This window comes from Pseudomonas sp. B7 (assembly GCF_016735645.1).
Taxonomy (GTDB): domain Bacteria; phylum Pseudomonadota; class Gammaproteobacteria; order Pseudomonadales; family Pseudomonadaceae; genus Aquipseudomonas; species Aquipseudomonas glycinae.
The window spans coordinates 770945-789817 of record NZ_JAERRE010000002.1 but is presented as its reverse complement, the minus strand read 5'-3'; the positions used below and the strand labels follow the sequence as shown (position 1 = coordinate 789817).

The window sequence follows — 18873 nt, the reverse complement described above, 5'->3', positions numbered from 1 at the left end:
GTGCCTCGACCCGGCACCCGTCAATATTGACAGGCGCTGTCTCGCCACCCGCCACAAGGTCCGGACAGACCAATCTAAGGGATTCCCCGATACCGGAACCATCGCCAATCCGCCCCCGATACCCGCAACGGGACAACACAAATACCCCGCCCCACCTTTCTCGGCCTGCGACAAATTCACCGGTGTGCAGATCGGCAAATGCCCGGTAGATGGGGACTTCCCCGACGATCAGGTTCAAATTGAAACCCACCAGTCAGAAACTGAATGATGTCGTACCGCAGATTATTGACGTACGACACTCATGTAAGGGAAAAGAGGTGCTAGCATAGAGCCACCAGTCGATCTCAGCATGCACCCTAACTAGTAGTCAGGATATGACCGAGCCAGAAGACCCCAGCCGTGAGCGCCTCAAGCACCACTTTGCCCAGCGGGTAATTCATCAGGCACGTCAGATTCTTGAGATATGGCAGCGCCTGCAACGCAGTGAGTGGTCCACTGCCGATCTCGCCGAACTGAGCGAGGCCAATTTGCGCCTGCTGCGTTTTGCCGAGCGTTTCGAACAGCCCGAACATACGCAGCTGGCCCGCCACATCAGCCAGTCGCTGGAAGCGGTGGACGCCAATCGCGGACGCCTGAGCAGCGGCCTGATCACCGATCTCAACCGCCTGATGCAGCGCTTGTCGCGTACCGGCCTGCGCCATGGCGATCAGCTTGATCAGACCTTCCTGCCGCCCCTGCGCAAACCGATCTACGTGATGCTGCAGGATCACGACCGCGCCGAGCGGCTGGCCAAGCAGCTGGAGTTTTTCGGTCTGAGCGCCCAGGCGCTGGACAGCGTGTCGGCGTTTCGCTCGTCGATGGTCGAGCGCCTGCCGGCCGCGATCGTCATGGACGTGGATTTCAGCGGCGCCGGCGTCGGCCTGAAACTCGCTGCCGAAGCCCAGCAAGGTCTGGAAGAACCACTGCCGCTGCTGTTCTTCAGCCTGCACGAAACCGACACCCCGACCCGCCTAGCGGCAGTGCGCGCCGGTGGCCAGGAATTCCTCACCGGCACCCTCGAAGCGTCGAGCCTGCTGGAGAAGATCGAAGTCCTGACCTGCGTCGCCCAGTACGAACCCTATAAAGTGCTGATCATCGACGACTCCCGCGCCCAGGCCCTGCACACCGAACGCCTGCTCAACAGCGCCGGGATCGTCACCCGCACCCTGATCGAACCGATTCAAGCGATGGCCGAGCTGGCGGACTTCCAGCCAGACCTGATCATCCTCGACATGTACATGCCAGCCTGCACCGGCACCGAGCTGGCCAAGGTCATCCGCCACAACGACCGCTACGTCAGCGTGCCGATCATTTACCTGTCGGCCGAAGACGACCTGGACAAGCAGCTCGACGCCATGAGCGAAGGTGGCGACGACTTCCTGACCAAGCCGATCAAGCCGCGCCACCTGATCACCACCGTGCGCAACCGCGCCGCCCGCGCGCGCAACCTGAAAGCACGGATGGTCCGCGACAGCCTCACTGGCCTGTACAACCACACGCACATTCTGCAATTGCTCGAAGACTGCTCGTTCCGCGCCCGCCGCGAAAACAAGCCGCTGAGCTTTGCGATGCTCGACATCGACCACTTCAAGCGGGTCAATGACAGCCACGGTCACCCCATGGGCGATCGGGTCATCAAGAGCCTGGCGCTGTTCCTCAAGCAGCGTCTGCGCAAGACCGACTTCATCGGCCGTTACGGCGGCGAAGAATTCGCCATCGTCATGCCGGACACCGATATAGAAGCGGCGCACAAAGTGCTCGACGAAATCCGTCAGCGCTTTGCCGAGATTCACTACCCGGCCCAGCCGCAGGATCTGTGGTGCACCTTCAGCGCCGGCGTGGTGGAGATGCACGACGACTCCGACAGCCTGATGATGGCCAGCCAGGCCGACGAGGCGCTGTATCGCGCCAAGGGCGAGGGACGCAATCGGGTGCAGACCGCTCGCGACTCAAAGCAAAGTGCCACTTTTTCATCGGATTCGACCCAAACGGTCATAACCGTGTAACAGAACCGCAATAAATTCAGGCGCTTACCATTCTGCCGTTGGTAGCCGTCATGCGCCTGAAGTTGCTCACCAATCTCAATACTCTGTTGCTGGTCGCCGTCTGCGTAGCCCTCGGCGCCACGCTGTGGTGGTCGCAAAAAGCCCTGGAGCGCCCGTATCTGTTGATGGAGCGTTACCTGGGACTGTCACAGCGATTTCAGAATGACGTGGCACGCAACGTCGAGGATTACCTCGCCAGCGGCGACGCCCTGCGCCTGAGCAACGCCAGTCAGGCCATCGATGATTTGCAGAAAGAACTCGGTGAGCTGCCGCCCGCGCTGGCCGACACCTTGCGCCCGAGCCTCGCCGACCTCGATGGATTCAGCAAGACCGACCTGCTGGCCGCCGGCAAACTGGCCGGCGATCCGCAGGCCCTGCTGCTGCAGGCCGAGCGCGAATTGAGCGCCAGTCTCGATCAACTCAGCACCTACGCCGGCGGCAATGCGACTTACCTGACGCCCCTGCTGATTGCCTCCCAACATCTGGGCAAACTGTCGCTGGCCCGGGACAAACTGGTCAGCAGCGGACGCAGTGAACTGGCCGCCGATGTCGAGCGCGAAGTCAGCAACATCCGCGCCCAGGCCCAGACAATCGACGTCCTGCCCTTGCTCGGCGTGGTCGCCAGCAGTGAATCCGGCAGCGACGATTTCGCCGCGATGATGGGCATCGAAAGCACAGCAAAAGCCGCCGCCGAAGATGCCGGGGTCGGCCTCAAACGCGAACTCAACAGTTTGCTCGGTCGATACCCGGCGGAACTGGCGCGAACCCGCGAGCAGATCCAGAAACGCACCGACCTGAGCACCGCGACCCACCAGAAAATAGCCGCCGTGCAGCAGGCCATCGCCGGCCTCGAACCGGTGGTGCGCGCCCAGCACGGGCAAATCCAGGGTGAAGTCCGCCTGATGCAAGGCGTGATGATCGGTCTGATTCTGCTGATCGCGCTGCTGATCGACACCCTGCAGCGGCGCCTGGCCCGCACCCTGACCAACCTCGCGCCGGCGCTGTCGACCTGGGCCGAAGGCGACTTCAGCCGCGACATTCATCTGGGCAAGACCAACCGCGAACTGCACGACATCGAAGCCTCGCTCAATCGCCTGCGCGCCTATCTGGTGGACCTGGTCGGGACCATTCGCGGCAATGCCGAGCAAGTGGCCGGCAGCAGTCGCACCCTCGCCGAGCTGAGCAATGACTTGCACAGCGGTGCCGAACATCAGGCCGGCGATACCGCGCTGATCCGTGATTCCCTCGGCGAACTGGAAGCGACCATCCAGCAGGTGGCCGGCGATGCACGGCAGGCCGCCGACGCCAGCCGCCATGCCGGGCTGGCCGTCGAACACGGGCAACAAGTGATCGGCCAGAGCCTCACCGGTCTGCACGCGTTGGTCGGCGAAGTGCAAGGCAATGCTCAGATGATCGAACACCTGGCCGAAGAGTCGGCAACCATCGGCGGCGTGCTGACGGTGATCCGCTCGATTGCCGACCAGACCAACCTGCTGGCGCTCAACGCGGCGATCGAAGCCGCCCGCGCCGGGGAAATGGGCCGCGGGTTTGCCGTGGTGGCCGAGGAAGTGCGCTCGCTGGCACAACGCACCGCCGGCGCCACCGCCGAAATCCAGACCCTGATCGCCGGCCTGCAAACCGCCGCCCGGCAATCGGTCGAGGGCATGCGCGCGCAGGTCGAACATGCCGAGGCCACGGCCAATCAGGCGCAATCGGCGGACGGGGCACTGGACAAGATTGTCGGCGCGATCCAGACCATCTCCGACACCGCGATCCGCATCGCCGACATCACCGCGCAACAGAGCGGTGCGGTCAGCGAGATCCGCGATCACAGCGAACGGATTCACCAATTGGGCGGGGACAATCTGCTGCGCATCGGTCAGGGCCGCGAGCAAGGCGAGAACCTGCTGTTGCTGGGCGGCCAGCTGCACACCGCCGTGCAGGCGTTCCGCGTGTGACACACAGCGCAGGGCCAAGTCCGCTATCATTCCCGCACCTTTGATTCGCGAGATTGTCATGCGCCGTCTGCTCTGCCTGCTGTTTTTCATCTTCGCCCTGCCGGCCGGCGCCGCCGGTCTGTTCGACAGCAAACCCAGCGCCACACTGGGCTCGGTCAACAACAGTGCCGATTTCCTGCCGGTGCGCGAAGCCTTTCAACTGAGCCTGGTCGAGAGCACGCCGCAATCGGTCAAACTGCGCTTCGTCGCCACCGAAGGCTATTACCTCTACCGCCACCGTTTCCAGTTTCGCGCCGAGCCGGCCGAGGTAAAACTTGGCGCCGCACAACTGCCCCAAGGCGAACAGAAGCACGACGAGTATTTCGGCGACGTCGAGGTCTACCACGGCATTCTCGATGTAGAACTGCCGCGCAATGATTCCCGGTCGTTCACGCTGGCCGTCACCTATCAGGGTTGTGCCGACAAGGGTTTGTGCTATCCACCGGAAACCGAACGCCTGAGCATCGAGGGCAACGCGGCGGCAAATGACGCGTCCGCTCCGGTGGCGGGTTGGGACTGGCGTGATCTGGCGCTGTTTTTCCTGGCGGGCCTGGGCCTGACCTTCACGCCTTGTGTATTGCCGATGCTGCCGATCCTGTCCGGCGTGGTGTTGCGCGGACAGGTCGGCGGTTTGCGCGGCTTCAATCTGTCGCTGGCTTATGTGCTGCCGATGGCCGCGTGTTTCGCGCTGCTCGGCGCATTGATGGGGCTGTTCGGCGCGCAACTGAATCTGCAGGCACGGCTGCAATCGGCTTGGGTACTGGTGCCGTTCGCGATGTTCTTTGCGGTGTTCGCACTGGCGATGTTCGGCGTGTTCGAGCTGAAACTGCCGCACTTCATCAGCAGCCGACTCGACCGGATTGCCGGGCGCACCGAAGGCGGCTCGCTGTGGGGCGCGGCAGTGTTGGGCGTGGTGTCGAGTCTGCTGGTCTCGCCGTGCGTTTCCGCACCGCTGGCCGGCGCACTGCTTTATATAAGCGCCAGCGGCGATGCGCTGGGCGGTGGCCTGAAGCTGTTCATGCTCGGCCTGGGCATGGGCGCGCCGCTGTTGCTGGTGGCCACCGGCGGCGCGGCGTGGCTGCCGAAAAGCGGGCCGTGGATGATGTACGTGAAGAACGGCATCGGCGTATTGCTGCTCGGTCTGGCGATCGGCCTGCTCAGCCGGGTACTGCCGGGGCAGATCACGTTGCTGCTGATCGGCTTGTTGGCCGGCGGTGTCGGCCTGTTCCTCGGCGCTCTGGAATTCGTCTACAAACCGCCGCGCAAACGCCTCGGCCAGTTGCTCGGCATGTTCCTGCTGTTTTACGCGCTGGCCTGCTGGTACGGCGCGTTCAGCGGGCAGACCGACCCGTTGAACCCGATAGCCCCGACACGCCTTGCCGACAGTGGCTCGACCGCGCAGAACAGCGGTTCGTGGCAGACCGTCAGCACCCCGGCGGAACTGGATCGGGTGCTGCTCGAGGCGAAAACCGCCGGCACCCCACTGCTGCTCGACTGGTATGCCGACTGGTGCATCAGCTGCAAAGTCATCGAACACGAAGTGCTCAATGACGCCACGGTCGTCGATCGGCTCAAGGGTTACCGGCTGATCCGCTTCGACATCACCGCCAGCAATGCCGAACAGCGCACCCTGCTCGACCGCTACAGCCTGTTCGGCCCACCGGCGCTGATGTTCTTCGGCAAGGACGGGGTGGAACGTCGCGATGTTCGGGTGATCGGCGAGATCAACGCCGGCGACTTCGCCGAACGCGTTGCCAAAGCGAATGACCGGATTTAATCAGTCAGTCACATATTTTGCGCAAACATCGGACATCGTGCTGGCTATTGCAGAGAACTGGACAGTCACAAAGTCTTTGCGGCATAGTCGCCGGGTTCTGACGAAGGCTCACCCATAACAAGGAACACGCAGATGGCAACGCTACTGGTGCTGCACGGCCCCAACCTGAACCTGCTCGGCACCCGGGAACCCGGGACCTACGGGTCGACCACCCTGGCGCAGATCAATCAGGATCTGGAACGCCGCGCCCGTGAAGCCGGCCATCATCTGCTGTATCTGCAAAGCAATGCCGAGTACGAATTGATCGATCGCATCCACGCCGCACGCGGCGAGGGCGTGGACTTCATTCTGATCAACCCGGCAGCATTTACACACACAAGTGTCGCATTACGTGACGCGCTGCTGGGAGTGAGCATCCCATTCATCGAAGTGCATTTGTCCAACGTGCACAAACGCGAACCTTTCCGCCATCACTCTTACTTCTCCGATGTAGCGGTAGGAGTGATCTGCGGCCTTGGCGCCAGCGGTTACCGACTGGCCCTGGAGGCTGCACTAGAGCAGCTTGAACACCAAGCTAAACGCCCCTGACCGACCCTTGGGAGTTGATGATTCATGGATATCCGTAAAGTTAAGAAACTGATCGAATTGCTGGAAGAGTCCGGCATCGACGAGCTCGAGATCAAGGAAGGCGAAGAGTCCGTACGCATCAGCCGTCACAGCAAGACCCCGGCGCAGCAGTACTACGCTCCGGCTCCGATGCAGGCTCCGGCCGCTGCACCTGCCGCCGCTGCCGCTCCGGTTGCTGCTGCAGCTGCTCCGGCTGCCGCTGCTGCTCCAGCGCTGAACGGCACCGTTGCCCGTTCGCCGATGGTCGGCACCTTCTATCGCAAATCTTCGCCCACCTCGCCGTCCTTCGTTGAAGTCGGCCAGACCGTGAAGAAAGGCGACACCCTGTGCATCGTCGAAGCCATGAAGATGATGAACCACATCGAAGCTGAAACCAGCGGTGTGATCGAGTCCATCCTCGTCGAAGACGGCCAGCCGGTTGAGTACGACCAACCGCTGTTCACCATCGTTTGAACTGCGGAGAGCCTTTGATGACTGCGAAGTTGGAAAAAGTTCTGATCGCTAACCGCGGTGAGATCGCCCTGCGGATTCTGCGTGCCTGCAAAGAGATGGGCATCAAGACCGTCGCCGTTTACTCCAAGGCCGACAAAGAGCTGATGCACCTGGGTCTGGCAGACGAATCCGTCTGCATCGGCCCGGCGTCCGCCGCTCAGTCCTACCTGCACATCCCGGCTATCATCGCTGCCGCCGAAGTGACTGGCGCTACCGCCATTCACCCAGGCTACGGCTTCCTCGCGGAAAACGCTGATTTCGCCGAGCAGGTCGAGAACTCCGGCTTCGCTTTCATCGGCCCGAAAGCCGAAACCATTCGCCTGATGGGCGACAAGGTATCGGCCAAGCACGCGATGATCGAAGCGGGCGTGCCAACCGTTCCAGGTTCCGACGGCCCGCTGCCGGAAGACGAGGAAACGGCACTGCGCATCGGTCGTGAAGTCGGCTATCCGGTGATCATCAAGGCCGCCGGCGGCGGTGGTGGTCGCGGCATGCGCGTGGTGCACAAGGAAGAAGACCTGATCGCCTCGGCGAAACTGACCCGCTCCGAAGCTGGCGCGGCGTTCGGCAACCCGATGGTCTATCTGGAAAAATTCCTGACCAACCCGCGTCACGTCGAAGTGCAGGTTCTGTCCGACGGCCAGGGCAACGCCATCCATCTGGGCGACCGCGATTGCTCGCTGCAACGCCGTCACCAGAAGGTTCTCGAAGAAGCGCCGGCACCGGGCATCGACGAGAACGCGCGCAAGGAAGTCCTGGCTCGCTGCGTCAAGGCGTGCATCGACATCGGCTACCGTGGCGCCGGCACCTTCGAGTTCCTGTACGAGAACGGCCGTTTCTACTTCATCGAAATGAACACCCGTGTTCAGGTGGAGCACCCGGTTTCGGAAATGGTCACCGGTATCGACATCGTCAAGGAGATGCTCAGCATCGCCGCTGGCAACAAGCTGTCGTATACCCAGGATGATGTGGTGATCCGCGGTCACTCGCTGGAATGCCGGATCAACGCCGAAGACCCGAAAACCTTCATGCCGAGCCCGGGCACGGTCAAGCATTTCCACGCACCAGGCGGCAACGGCGTTCGCGTCGATTCGCACCTGTACAGCGGTTATGCCGTTCCGCCGAACTACGACTCGCTGATCGGCAAGCTGATCACTTACGGCGCGACCCGCGACGAAGCCATGGCCCGCATGCGCAATGCCCTGGACGAAATCGTGGTCGACGGGATCAAGACCAACATCCCGCTGCACCGTGATCTGACCCGCGACGAAGGCTTTTGCAAAGGGGGCGTGAACATTCACTACCTCGAGCACAAGCTGGCTGGCGAGAAGCACTAAGCTTCAGCCCGCACCTGACAAGGCCGCCTTCGGGCGGCTTTGTTGTTTCCGAAGGTTTCATCTGCTCACACATTCCCCGCTCCCACAAAACCGTCGCGCTCGCGTAAACTTGCGCGCTTCTCGCAGGCCGCTAGGCTGCAATCAATCTTTTTCACAGGTGCCCGCCATGCCTTGGCTGCAAGTCCGTCTCGCCATCAGCCCAGAACAAGCCGAAACCTACGAAGACGCTTTTCTTGAAGTGGGCGCCGTTTCGGTGACCTTCATGGACGCCGAAGATCAGCCGATCTTCGAACCGGAACTCAATACCACCCCGCTGTGGGCGCACACCCACCTGCTGGCCCTGTTCGAGGGCGGCACCGAAGCCGCCCCGGTACTGGCCCATCTGGAACTGCTGACCGGCAGCCCACTGCCCGAGCACCACAGCGAAGTAATCGAAGACCAGGACTGGGAACGCAGCTGGATGGATGGTTTCCAGCCGATGCGTTTCGGCCAGCGTCTGTGGATCGTGCCGAGCTGGCACGCCGCCCCGGAGCCGGACGCGGTCAACCTGCTGCTGGACCCGGGCCTGGCGTTCGGCACCGGCACCCACCCGACCACCGCCCTGTGCCTGGAATGGCTGGACGGCCAGGACCTGAAAGACTGCAACGTGCTGGACTTTGGCTGCGGCTCGGGGATTCTGGCGATTGCCGCCCTGCTGCTCGGCGCGAAAGAAGCCGTGGGCACCGACATCGATGTGCAGGCGCTGGAAGCGTCCCGCGACAACGCCGGGCGCAACAATATCGCTGACGAACTGTTCCCGCTGTACCTGCCGGAAGAACTGCCGCAGGTCAAAGCCGACGTACTGGTCGCCAACATTCTGGCCGGCCCGCTGGTTTCCCTGGCGCCGCAACTGTCCGGCCTGGTCAAGTCCGGCGGGCGTCTGGCACTGTCCGGGATCCTCGCCGAACAAGGTGACGAAGTCGCCGCTGCCTACGCGCAGGACTTCGATCTCGACCCGATCGCCAATCGTGATGGCTGGGTGCGCATCACCGGCCGTCGGCGCTAGAATGACCGCCTGCTCAATCCGGATCGCCGCATGACCGACAGCTTCGTCACCCAGTGCCCGCATTGCCAAACCAGTTTCCGTGTCAGCCACGCTCAGTTGAGCGTGGCCCGCGGGGTGGTTCGTTGCGGCTCCTGTCTGCAAGTGTTCAATGCCGCCAAGCAATTGCTGGAGCAACACGCTGGCAAGGAAGCTGTCACGCCGGTGGCGCCGTTAATCAGCGAGCCACCGCCGATCAGCGAGCCTGCGCCTGCCGAGCCACCGGCCATCGTCGAAACGCCCGAACCGCGCGCCGTCAGCCAGAAGCAATGGAGCGCCGCCGAGCTGGATCTGGACAGTCTGGATCTGGACGAAGAACTGGCCCGCCTCGAACAACGGGAAATCCAGCCGACCACCGAGTTCGGCCGCCCGCGCGAAGACGCCCTGAGCGCTCGCCGTGACAGCCACGAACCGGAAGACACGAAATGGCCGGACAGCCTGTTCAGCGAGCCGGCGGATGAGCGCGCACCCGAAGTCGAAGAAGAACCCGAAGCCATCGAGCCCGAGCCGATTCGATCAGAGCGCACCGAACCCTCGCTGTCGCTGGAACCGGTGGATCTCGACGACGAACCGCCGATCCCGCAACTGCGCCTGCACGATCCGATCGACCCGAATGCCCGTCGCGAACGCCTGTCGGCCAGCGACGACGTCGACGACGAACTGCCACTGATCGAACCTGCACGCAAAAAACGCGAACGCGTCGAATCCAGCGTTCGCGCCGAAGCCTTGCAGGATCTGACCGACGATCCGCTGCAACTGGACTGGCAGAAACGCCGCTCGCCCTGGGGCCGTCGCCTGCTCTGGCTGTTGCTGATCGTACTCGCCGCTGCCGGTCTGGGTGGACAATACATCGCCTATCACTTCGATGAACTGGCCCGCCAGGATCAATACCGGCCATGGTTCCAGCAACTGTGCCCGCAAGTCGGCTGCACGGTGCCGTCCAAGGTGGATATCGCCAAGATCAAGAGCAGCAATCTGGTGGTGCGCAGCCACCCGGAATTCAGCGGTGCGCTGGTGGTGGACGCGATCATTTATAACCGCGCGCCGTTCTCGCAGCCGTTTCCGCTGCTGGAGTTGCGCTTCGCCGACCTCAACGGCCACCTGATCGCCAGTCGTCGCTTCAAACCCGGCGAATACCTCAACGGCGACCTCGAAGGCATGGCGGAAATGCCGCCGCAGACGCCGATCCACATCGCCCTGGACATCCTCGATCCAGGCCCGAAAGCCGTGAACTACAGCCTGAGTTTCCACTCGCCCGAGTGAAACGCTTCATCGCTCCCGGATTGACGGCAGTTTTCTGACTGCGCAGCGCACGACCAAACCGGCGGTAATAACAGAATAACTGTTCAGATTTTGTTCAATTCAGCCTTTATCCAGTCATCGAGAGCGGGTATCATGCCAACCCTTTTTCGAACTCTCATGATCCGGCCCCACTTCAGGGAAGTCCTATGTCGGCGGTACGCATCGGCCCATATACATTGCAGAACGGCTTGATCCTCGCCCCGATGGCGGGTGTCACCGACCAGCCCTTTCGTCAGTTGTGCAAGCGTCTGGGCGCAGGGCTTGTAGTCTCGGAAATGGTCACCAGTGACATGAGCCTGTGGAACACCCGCAAGTCGCGCATGCGCATGATCCACGAAGGCGATCCCGAGCCGCGCTCGGTGCAGATCGCCGGTGGCGATGCGCAGATGCTGGCGGATGCGGCCCGGGCGAACGTCGAACTGGGCGCACAGATTATTGATATCAACATGGGTTGCCCGGCGAAGAAGGTCTGCAACAAGGCCGCCGGCTCCGCGTTGTTGAAGGATGAGGCACTGGTTACCGAGATCCTGAACGCCGTTGTGGCGGCGGTTGATGTGCCGGTGACCCTGAAGATCCGCACCGGATGGGATCGCGACAACAAGAACGGCCTGACCGTGGCGAAGATCGCCGAGCAGGCCGGGATCACGGCGCTGGCGGTGCATGGCCGCACCCGCGCCGACCTGTACACCGGTGAAGCCGAGTACGACACCATCGCCGCGATCAAGCAGGCGGTGTCGATTCCGGTCTTTGCCAACGGCGACATCGTATCGCCGGAAAAGGCCCGCTACGTGCTCGACGCGACCGGTGCCGATGGCCTGTTGATCGGCCGGGCTGCCCAGGGGCGGCCATGGATTTTTCGCGAGATCGAACACTTCCTGCGTACCGGCGAAAAACTGCCGGCGCCGGAGCTGATCGAGGTGGAACGCATTCTGCTTGAGCATCTGGCCGCCCTTCACGCCTTCTATGGGGACGTGATGGGTGTGCGAATTGCCCGCAAGCATGTGGGCTGGTATCTCGCAACCTTGCCGGGCGCCAGGGAATTTCGCGCCCACTTCAATCGTTTGGATGGTACGGAAACACAATGCGCCAACGTTCGGGAGTTCTTCGCCGAACGTTACAAGAGCCTGACAGGGGACGGAGAAGGGGTGGCCGCATGACGATGATGACCGAGACTTTAGTGAGTGGAACAACACCCGTGAGCGACAACGTGAATTTGAAACAGCACCTCAATACCCCGAGCGAAGAAGGCCAGACCCTTCGCGGGAGTGTCGAGAAGGCGCTGCACAATTATTTCGCCCACCTTGAGGGCGCGTCCGTCACGGACGTGTACAACCTGGTGCTCTCCGAAGTCGAGGCTCCCCTGCTCGAAAGCGTGATGAACTACGTCAAGGGCAACCAGACCAAGGCCAGCGAGCTGCTCGGACTGAACCGCGGCACGCTGCGCAAGAAACTCAAGCAGTACGATCTGCTGTAAGCATTCAATCAAACCAGAAAGGCGCCCGCGTAAAACCGGTCGCCTTTTTTGCTGACTTCCCTTGCTTTTGATGGAAATTGAGATGACCGACCAGACTACCCGCCTGCCGATCCGCCGCGCCTTGATCAGTGTTTCCGACAAGACCGGGATCCTCGAATTCGCCAGGGAGCTGGAAGCCCTGGGCGTGGAAATCCTTTCCACCGGCGGGACCTTCAAACTGCTGCAGGACAACGGCGTGGCCGCAGTGGAAGTCGCGGATTACACCGGTTTCGCAGAGATGATGGACGGTCGGGTGAAAACCCTGCACCCGAAAATCCACGGCGGGATCCTCGGTCGTCGCGGTATCGACGACGCCATCATGAACGAGCACGGCATCAAGCCGATCGATCTGGTAGCCGTCAACCTGTACCCGTTCGAAGCCACCATCAGCAAGCCAGGCTGCGACCTGCCGACCGCCATCGAGAACATCGACATCGGCGGCCCGACCATGGTCCGTTCGGCGGCGAAAAACCACAAAGACGTGGCCATCGTGGTGAATGCCAGCGACTACGCCAATGTTCTGGAAAACCTCAAGGCCGGCGGCCTGACCTACGCTCAGCGTTTCGACCTGATGCTCAAGGCGTTCGAACACACTGCCGCCTACGACGGCATGATCGCCAACTACATGGGCACCGTGAACCAGGCCGCCGAAACCCTCAGCACCGAAGGTCGCAGCGAATTCCCGCGCACCTTCAACAGCCAGTTCATCAAGGCCCAGGAAATGCGCTACGGCGAGAACCCGCACCAGAGCGCGGCGTTCTACGTTGAGGCCAAGCCTGCCGAAGTCGGCATCGCCACCGCCACCCAGTTGCAAGGCAAGGAACTGTCGTACAACAACGTGGCCGACACCGACGCCGCGCTGGAATGCGTGAAGAGCTTCGTCAAACCGGCCTGCGTGATCGTCAAGCACGCCAACCCGTGCGGCGTGGCCGTGAGCCCGGACGCCGAAGGCGGCATCCGTCAGGCCTACGAACTGGCCTACGCCACCGACACCGAATCCGCGTTCGGCGGCATCATCGCCTTCAACCGTGAACTGGATGCCGAGACCGCCAAGGCGATCGTCGAGCGTCAGTTCGTTGAAGTGATCATCGCCCCAAGTGTCAGCGAAGAAGCCCGCGCCATTGTCGCCGCCAAGGCCAACGTGCGCCTGCTGGCCTGCGGCGAGTGGTCGGCGGATCGAGTTCCGGCCTGGGACTACAAGCGCGTCAACGGCGGTCTGCTGGTACAGAGCCGCGACATCGGCATGATCGGTGCCGACGACCTGAAAGTGGTGACCAAGCGCGCACCGACCGAGCAGGAAGTCCACGACCTGATCTTCGCCTGGAAAGTGGCCAAGTTCGTCAAATCCAACGCCATCGTCTACGCCAAGAACCGCCAGACCATCGGTGTCGGCGCCGGCCAGATGAGCCGCGTGAACTCGGCGCGTATCGCCGCGATCAAGGCTGAGCACGCCGGTCTACAAGTGGCCGGTTCGGTGATGGCATCCGATGCGTTCTTCCCGTTCCGCGACGGCCTGGACAATGCGGCCAAGGTCGGTATCACGGCGGTGATCCAGCCGGGTGGCTCGATGCGTGATGCTGAAGTGATTGCTGCTGCCGACGAAGCCGGTATCGCGATGGTATTCACCGGCATGCGCCACTTCCGTCACTGATAAACCGATTCCCTGTGGGAGCGGGCTTGCCCGCGATGCAGACACCTCGGTTCTTCAGATAGACCGCAGTTATGCCTTCGCTGGCAAGCCAGCTCCCACAGAAAAGCGCCCCAACGGCGCTCAACAGAATTAGCGTCATCCGAGGTTTTTGAAATGAATGTTTTGATCATTGGCAGCGGTGGCCGCGAACACGCCCTGGCCTGGAAAGTGGCTCAAGATCCGCGTGTGCAGAAAGTTTTCGTCGCACCGGGTAACGCCGGCACCGCGATTGAAGCCAAGTGCGAGAACGTCGCCATCGATGTGCTGGCCCTCGAGCAGCTCGCTGACTTCGCCGAGAAAAACGTTTCCCTGACCATCGTCGGTCCGGAAGTGCCATTGGTGGCCGGCGTCGTCGACCTGTTCCGCTCCCGTGGCCTGGACTGCTTCGGTCCGACCGCTGGCGCCGCGCAGCTGGAAGGCTCGAAAGCCTTCACCAAGGATTTCCTGGCACGCCACAAGATCCCGACCGCCGACTACCAGAACTTCACCGAGATCGAGCCGGCCCTGGCTTATCTGCGTGAAAAAGGCGCACCGATCGTGATCAAGGCCGACGGCCTGGCCGCCGGTAAAGGCGTGATTGTTGCCATGACCCTGGCCGAAGCCGAAGACGCCGTGCGCGACATGCTCGCCGGCAATGCCTTTGGCGACGCCGGTTCACGCGTTGTCATCGAAGAATTCCTCGACGGCGAAGAAGCCAGCTTCATCGTCATGGTCGACGGCAAGAACGTCCTGCCGATGGCCACCAGCCAGGACCACAAACGCGTCGGCGACGGCGACAGCGGCCCGAACACCGGCGGCATGGGTGCTTACTCCCCTGCACCGGTGGTCACCGCCGAGGTGCACCAGCGCGTGATGGACCAGGTGATCTGGCCGACCGTGCGCGGCATGGCCGACGAAGGCAATGTCTACACCGGTTTCCTGTACGCCGGTCTGATGATCGACAAGGCCGGCAATCCGAAGGTCATCGAGTTCAACTGCCGCTTCGGCGACCCGGAAACCCAACCAGTGATGCTGCGTCTGCAATCAAGCCTGGTACTGCTGGTCGAAGCCGCGCTGGCTCAGGCGCTGGACAAGGTTGAAGCGCAGTGGGATCCACGCCCGAGCGTCGGCATCGTGCTGGCCGCCGGCGGTTACCCGGGCGACTATGCCAAGGGCGCGCCGATCAACGGTCTGGACGCAGCCGCCGCACTGGAAGGCAAGGTCTTCCACGCCGGTACTGCGCTCAAGGACGGCAACGTCGTGACGGCCGGTGGTCGGGTGCTTTGCGCCACCGCCATGGGCGCCAGCGTCGGCGCCGCCCAGGAGCAGGCCTACAAACTGGCCAAGGCCATCGACTGGGAAGGCTGCTTCTACCGCACCGACATTGGCTACCGCGCCATTGCCCGTGAACGCGGTGAGTCTCAGTAATAAGCTACGCTGTGTTTCCGGCAGGGGCCCATCGCCCCTGCCGGACTGTTCCGACGCTGCGCATCGTTATATTCTGGCATCAACCTACGAAGGGATTTCGCCGTGCGCTGGCTCAGGATTGCCATAGGCTTCACCGTTACGCTGTTGACCTTGCTCTGCATGCTCCCGGCCCAGGCCGCGCAAGGCAGTGGCTGGTCGGTATTGCTTGACGATCAGGGCAACCTCCAGCTGAGCGACATCCGCTCCGCCCGCTACACCAATCAATTCAGCCCCATCGAGCTTGACCGCCTGACCGCGGCCGAACCCGATGGCGCCTTGTGGCTGCGTTTCAGACTGGCGCCCGGCAAGCACGAACAAGTGCTGCGGATCTTCGCCCCCGACCTGTCGCACCTCAATCTGTATGTACTCGACGGTGATCGACTGATCGAACAACGCGACACCGGCACCGCTCAGCCCCAGGCGGAGCGACCGCTGCCCAGCAGCGATTTCATGCTGCCGTTGCCCCAGAGTGACAAGCCCCTCGATGTCTACCTGCGACTGGTCTCAGACCACCAGCTGCGCCCGTACATCACCCTGCAAGCGGCGGTGATGGCCGCGGCCAATCACAACCAGACGCTGATCTACGGCCTGCTGTTCGGCTGTCTGGCGATGTTGATCCTGCACAACCTGATCCGCTATGCCTACACCCGCTCGCGCAGCAGCCTGTGGCTCGCGGTGTGTGAAGGTCTGTTGAGCCTGAGCCTGTTGCTGTTGCTCAACCTCGCCGGCCCGTGGTTGCCGAACTGGCACGCGATCCAGACTCCCGGCGCCTATCTGGCCCTGCTGCTGACCGCGCCCGCCGGCCTGATGTTCGCCTACCGTTTCTTCGCCCCGCTCGGCCCGCATCCGCTGAACAAGCTGCTGATCGGCGACATCCTGTTCATCGTGATCTGCAGCCTGTTGCTGTTGTTCGTCAACACCCTGCCGCTGAACATCATCACCTACGCGCTGGTGGCCCTGGCCGGCCTGAGCATGCTGCTGGTGGGTTTCTACCACTGGCAGAAAGGCTACCGCCCTGCCCGGCTGTTCGTTGCCGCAATGGTGGTGTTCAACATCGGCACGCTGATCATCCTCCCGGCCTTGCTGGGGCTGACCCTGGTGGCGCCGCAGGGCCTGATCATGACCCTGATGGGTTTCATCTGCATCAGCGGCCTGTTGATGAGCATCGCCCTCGGCGAGCGTCAACGCAGCATCACCGAAAGCCGTTTCAGCATCAGCCGCGACCTCGCAGCGAGCAACGCCGAAATCAACGCCAAGGCCGAGTTCCTGGCCAAGATCAGCCACGAAATCCGCACGCCGATGAACGGCGTACTGGGCATGACCGAACTGCTGCTCGGCACGCCACTGTCGGTCAAACAACGCGACTACGTGCAGACCATCCACAGCGCCGGCAACGAACTGCTGACCCTGATCAACGAGATACTCGACATCTCGCGGCTCGAGTCCGGGCAGATCGAACTCGACGATGTACAGTTCGATCTCAACGCGCTGATCGACGATTGCCTGAGCATCTACCGCGCCAAGGCCGAACAGCAGAACGTCGAGCTCATCAGTTTCATCCAGCCGCAAGTGCCACGGGTCATCAGTGGCGACCCGACGCGCCTGCGTCAGACGCTGCTGAGCCTGCTGGAAAACGCCCTGAAGAAAACCGAAGAAGGCGAAGTGCTGGTGGTGGTCGCCCTCGACGAACGCAGCGCCGGCCCACGCCTGCGCATTGCCGTGCAGGACAGCGGCCAGCCGATGGATCAGGAAGAGCGCGACGCGCTGATGCACGCCGAGTTGCACAGCAAGCACTTCCTGTCGGCCAACCGCCTGGGCGGCAACCTCGGTCTGGTGATCGCCCGCCAATTGATCCGCCTGATGCAGGGCGAGTTCGGCATCAAGAGCGGCGCCAGCCAGGGCAGCACGCTGTGGCTGACTCTGCCGCTGGACCCAGATCGCCTGGAGCATCCGACCTCGGATCTCGACAGCCCGCTGCAAGGCGCGCGCGTGCTGGTGGTGGACGACAACGACACCTGCCGCAAGGTGCTGGTGCAGCAATGCAGCGCCTGGGGCCTGAACGTCAGCGCCGTGCCGTCGGGCAAGGAAGCGCTGGCCCTGCTGCGCACCAAAGCGCATTTGCGTGATTACTTCGACGTGGTCCTGCTGGACCAGAACATGCCCGGCATGACCGGCATGCAACTGGCGGCCAAGATCAAGGAAGACCCGAGCCTGAACCACGACATCCTGCTGATCATGCTCACCGGCATCAGCAATGCGCCGAGCAAGATCATCGCGCGCAACTCAGGGATCAAGCGCATCCTGGCCAAACCGGTGGCCGGCTACACCCTCAAGACCACGCTCGCCGATGAACTGAACCAGCGCAATCGTGGCCAGGTGGTGTTCCAGCCACAGGTTGCGAGCCCCGCCGCGCCGGTCAAGGTGCCGAGTGATTTCCGTATTCTGGTGGCCGAAGACAACACCATTTCGACCAAGGTGATCCGGGGCATGCTCGGCAAACTCAACCTGCAGCCCGACACCGCCAGCAATGGCGAAGAAGCCTTGCAGGCGATGAAAGCCCAGCGCTACGACCTGGTGTTGATGGACTGCGAAATGCCGATCCTCGACGGCTTCTCCGCCACCCAGCAACTGCGGGCCTGGGAAGTCGGCAACCAGCGCATCCGCACGCCGATCGTGGCGCTGACCGCGCACATCCTCGCCGAGCACAAGGAACGCGCGCGCCAGGCCGGGATGGACGGGCACATGGCCAAACCGGTGGAGCTGTCGCAACTGCGCGAGCTGATCGAGCACTGGGTGGCCCAGCGTGATCAGCAGAACCGAGCGACGACGCAACCGTCGTGAGCCGACAGACACGATAGCGCCTGTTAGACTCCCCCGACTTTCCCCGCCAGCGAGCCCGCGCCATGCTCCACGTGTTATTCAGTGTTTACCTGAAGATGCTGGTGCTCTACAGCCCGTTCTTCGTGTTGTCCTGCTTCATCAGCCTGACCCGTGGTTACTCGCGCAAGGAACAACGCCGCCTGGCCTGGAAAGTGGCTGTCGCCACCCTGGTCTCGAGCGTATTGCTGTACCTGTTCGGGCGGGTAATCTTCGATGTGTTCGGCATCACCGTGGATGCCTTCCGCATCGGTGCCGGCAGCGTACTGTTCATTTCGGCGCTGGGCATGGCGCAGGGCAAGTCCGCCGTGCAGACCGACAACGTGCAGCAGGACGTGACGATTGTCCCGCTGACCATTCCGCTGACCGTCGGCCCCGGCACCATCGGTGCGCTATTGGTGATGGGCGTCAGCCAGCCACACTGGGACGACAAGCTCTTTGCGATCATGAGCATCGCCCTCGCCAGCTTCACGGTGGGCGTGGTGCTGTATCTGTCCAACCGCATCGAACGGATTCTTGGCGATCAGGGTCTGCAGATCGTCAGCCGCCTGATGGGACTGTTTGTCTGCGCCCTCGCTGCGCAAATCATCTTTACCGGTGTGAAAGGTTATCTGGTGCCGTGAAGCAGAAATACACAAGGCCGCCGATGC

14 protein-coding genes are annotated in these 18873 nt (G+C 62.4%); all 14 read left to right on the top strand.

Annotated elements, in window-relative coordinates; genetic code table 11:
* Positions 1 to 374 precede the first annotated feature (374 nt).
* The 14 genes from gcbA (at position 375) to JKA62_RS08295 (ending at position 18846) form a co-directional block, all read left to right on the top strand.
* Positions 375 to 2045, top strand: a complete 1671-nt coding sequence (gcbA, locus tag JKA62_RS08360) for a diguanylate cyclase GcbA (RefSeq protein ID WP_064379216.1) — start codon at positions 375 to 377, stop codon at positions 2043 to 2045.
* 50 nt (positions 2046 to 2095) lie between these two features.
* Complete coding sequence (locus tag JKA62_RS08355; RefSeq protein WP_201817309.1) at positions 2096 to 4042, top strand: methyl-accepting chemotaxis protein; 1947 nt, start codon at positions 2096 to 2098, stop codon at positions 4040 to 4042.
* Positions 4043 to 4100: 58 nt separating this feature from the next.
* A complete protein-coding gene (locus JKA62_RS08350; protein WP_201817306.1) occupies positions 4101 to 5858 on the top strand; it encodes a protein-disulfide reductase DsbD in 1758 nt (585 codons plus the stop codon).
* Between the two features lie 132 nt (positions 5859 to 5990).
* The gene (gene aroQ / locus JKA62_RS08345; protein WP_011332265.1) at positions 5991 to 6446 is read left to right on the top strand and encodes a type II 3-dehydroquinate dehydratase; all 456 of its coding nucleotides are present in this window, start codon (positions 5991 to 5993) and stop codon (positions 6444 to 6446) included.
* A 24-nt stretch (positions 6447 to 6470) separates the two neighbouring features.
* Positions 6471 to 6938 carry an acetyl-CoA carboxylase biotin carboxyl carrier protein gene (gene accB, locus JKA62_RS08340; RefSeq protein ID WP_007951023.1) on the top strand — a complete coding sequence of 156 codons (468 nt, stop codon included), beginning with the start codon at positions 6471 to 6473 and terminating at the stop codon, positions 6936 to 6938.
* Between the two features lie 17 nt (positions 6939 to 6955).
* On the top strand, positions 6956 to 8314 hold the full coding sequence (accC, locus tag JKA62_RS08335) for an acetyl-CoA carboxylase biotin carboxylase subunit (RefSeq protein WP_064593229.1): 1359 nt from the start codon (positions 6956 to 6958) through the stop codon (positions 8312 to 8314).
* Between the two features lie 166 nt (positions 8315 to 8480).
* Positions 8481 to 9359, top strand: coding sequence for a 50S ribosomal protein L11 methyltransferase (prmA, locus tag JKA62_RS08330; RefSeq protein ID WP_201817304.1), 879 nt, complete (start codon positions 8481 to 8483; stop codon positions 9357 to 9359).
* 30 nt (positions 9360 to 9389) lie between these two features.
* Entirely contained in the window at positions 9390 to 10658 is a 1269-nt protein-coding gene (locus JKA62_RS08325) for a DUF3426 domain-containing protein (RefSeq protein ID WP_201817302.1), read from the top strand.
* 185 nt (positions 10659 to 10843) lie between these two features.
* Complete coding sequence (gene dusB / locus JKA62_RS08320; RefSeq protein ID WP_011332261.1) at positions 10844 to 11854, top strand: tRNA dihydrouridine synthase DusB; 1011 nt, start codon at positions 10844 to 10846, stop codon at positions 11852 to 11854.
* Entirely contained in the window at positions 11851 to 12171 is a 321-nt protein-coding gene (gene fis, locus JKA62_RS08315; protein ID WP_002555375.1) for a DNA-binding transcriptional regulator Fis, read from the top strand. The genes dusB and fis overlap by 4 nt, the downstream gene beginning before the upstream one ends.
* Before the next feature lie 82 nt (positions 12172 to 12253).
* A complete protein-coding gene (purH, locus tag JKA62_RS08310) occupies positions 12254 to 13861 on the top strand; it encodes a bifunctional phosphoribosylaminoimidazolecarboxamide formyltransferase/IMP cyclohydrolase (RefSeq protein ID WP_039772035.1) in 1608 nt (535 codons plus the stop codon).
* A 153-nt stretch (positions 13862 to 14014) separates the two neighbouring features.
* Positions 14015 to 15307: a phosphoribosylamine--glycine ligase gene (purD, locus tag JKA62_RS08305; protein WP_201817300.1), complete on the top strand. Its 1293-nt coding sequence runs from the start codon at positions 14015 to 14017 to the stop codon at positions 15305 to 15307.
* Between the two features lie 102 nt (positions 15308 to 15409).
* On the top strand, positions 15410 to 18187 hold the full coding sequence (locus tag JKA62_RS08300) for a hybrid sensor histidine kinase/response regulator (protein WP_011332258.1): 2778 nt from the start codon (positions 15410 to 15412) through the stop codon (positions 18185 to 18187).
* Positions 18188 to 18249: 62 nt separating this feature from the next.
* On the top strand, positions 18250 to 18846 hold the full coding sequence (locus JKA62_RS08295; RefSeq protein ID WP_007951032.1) for a MarC family protein: 597 nt from the start codon (positions 18250 to 18252) through the stop codon (positions 18844 to 18846).
* Positions 18847 to 18873 lie beyond the last annotated feature (27 nt).

Coding starts and splice junctions, on each gene's coding strand:
- gcbA (WP_064379216.1), top strand. CDS start 375: ATGACCGAGCCAGAAGACCCCAGCCGTGAGCGCCTCAAGCACCACTTT.
- JKA62_RS08355 (WP_201817309.1), top strand. CDS start 2,096: ATGCGCCTGAAGTTGCTCACCAATCTCAATACTCTGTTGCTGGTCGCC.
- JKA62_RS08350 (WP_201817306.1), top strand. CDS start 4,101: ATGCGCCGTCTGCTCTGCCTGCTGTTTTTCATCTTCGCCCTGCCGGCC.
- aroQ (WP_011332265.1), top strand. CDS start 5,991: ATGGCAACGCTACTGGTGCTGCACGGCCCCAACCTGAACCTGCTCGGC.
- accB (WP_007951023.1), top strand. CDS start 6,471: ATGGATATCCGTAAAGTTAAGAAACTGATCGAATTGCTGGAAGAGTCC.
- accC (WP_064593229.1), top strand. CDS start 6,956: ATGACTGCGAAGTTGGAAAAAGTTCTGATCGCTAACCGCGGTGAGATC.
- prmA (WP_201817304.1), top strand. CDS start 8,481: ATGCCTTGGCTGCAAGTCCGTCTCGCCATCAGCCCAGAACAAGCCGAA.
- JKA62_RS08325 (WP_201817302.1), top strand. CDS start 9,390: ATGACCGACAGCTTCGTCACCCAGTGCCCGCATTGCCAAACCAGTTTC.
- dusB (WP_011332261.1), top strand. CDS start 10,844: ATGTCGGCGGTACGCATCGGCCCATATACATTGCAGAACGGCTTGATC.
- fis (WP_002555375.1), top strand. CDS start 11,851: ATGACGATGATGACCGAGACTTTAGTGAGTGGAACAACACCCGTGAGC.
- purH (WP_039772035.1), top strand. CDS start 12,254: ATGACCGACCAGACTACCCGCCTGCCGATCCGCCGCGCCTTGATCAGT.
- purD (WP_201817300.1), top strand. CDS start 14,015: ATGAATGTTTTGATCATTGGCAGCGGTGGCCGCGAACACGCCCTGGCC.
- JKA62_RS08295 (WP_007951032.1), top strand. CDS start 18,250: ATGCTCCACGTGTTATTCAGTGTTTACCTGAAGATGCTGGTGCTCTAC.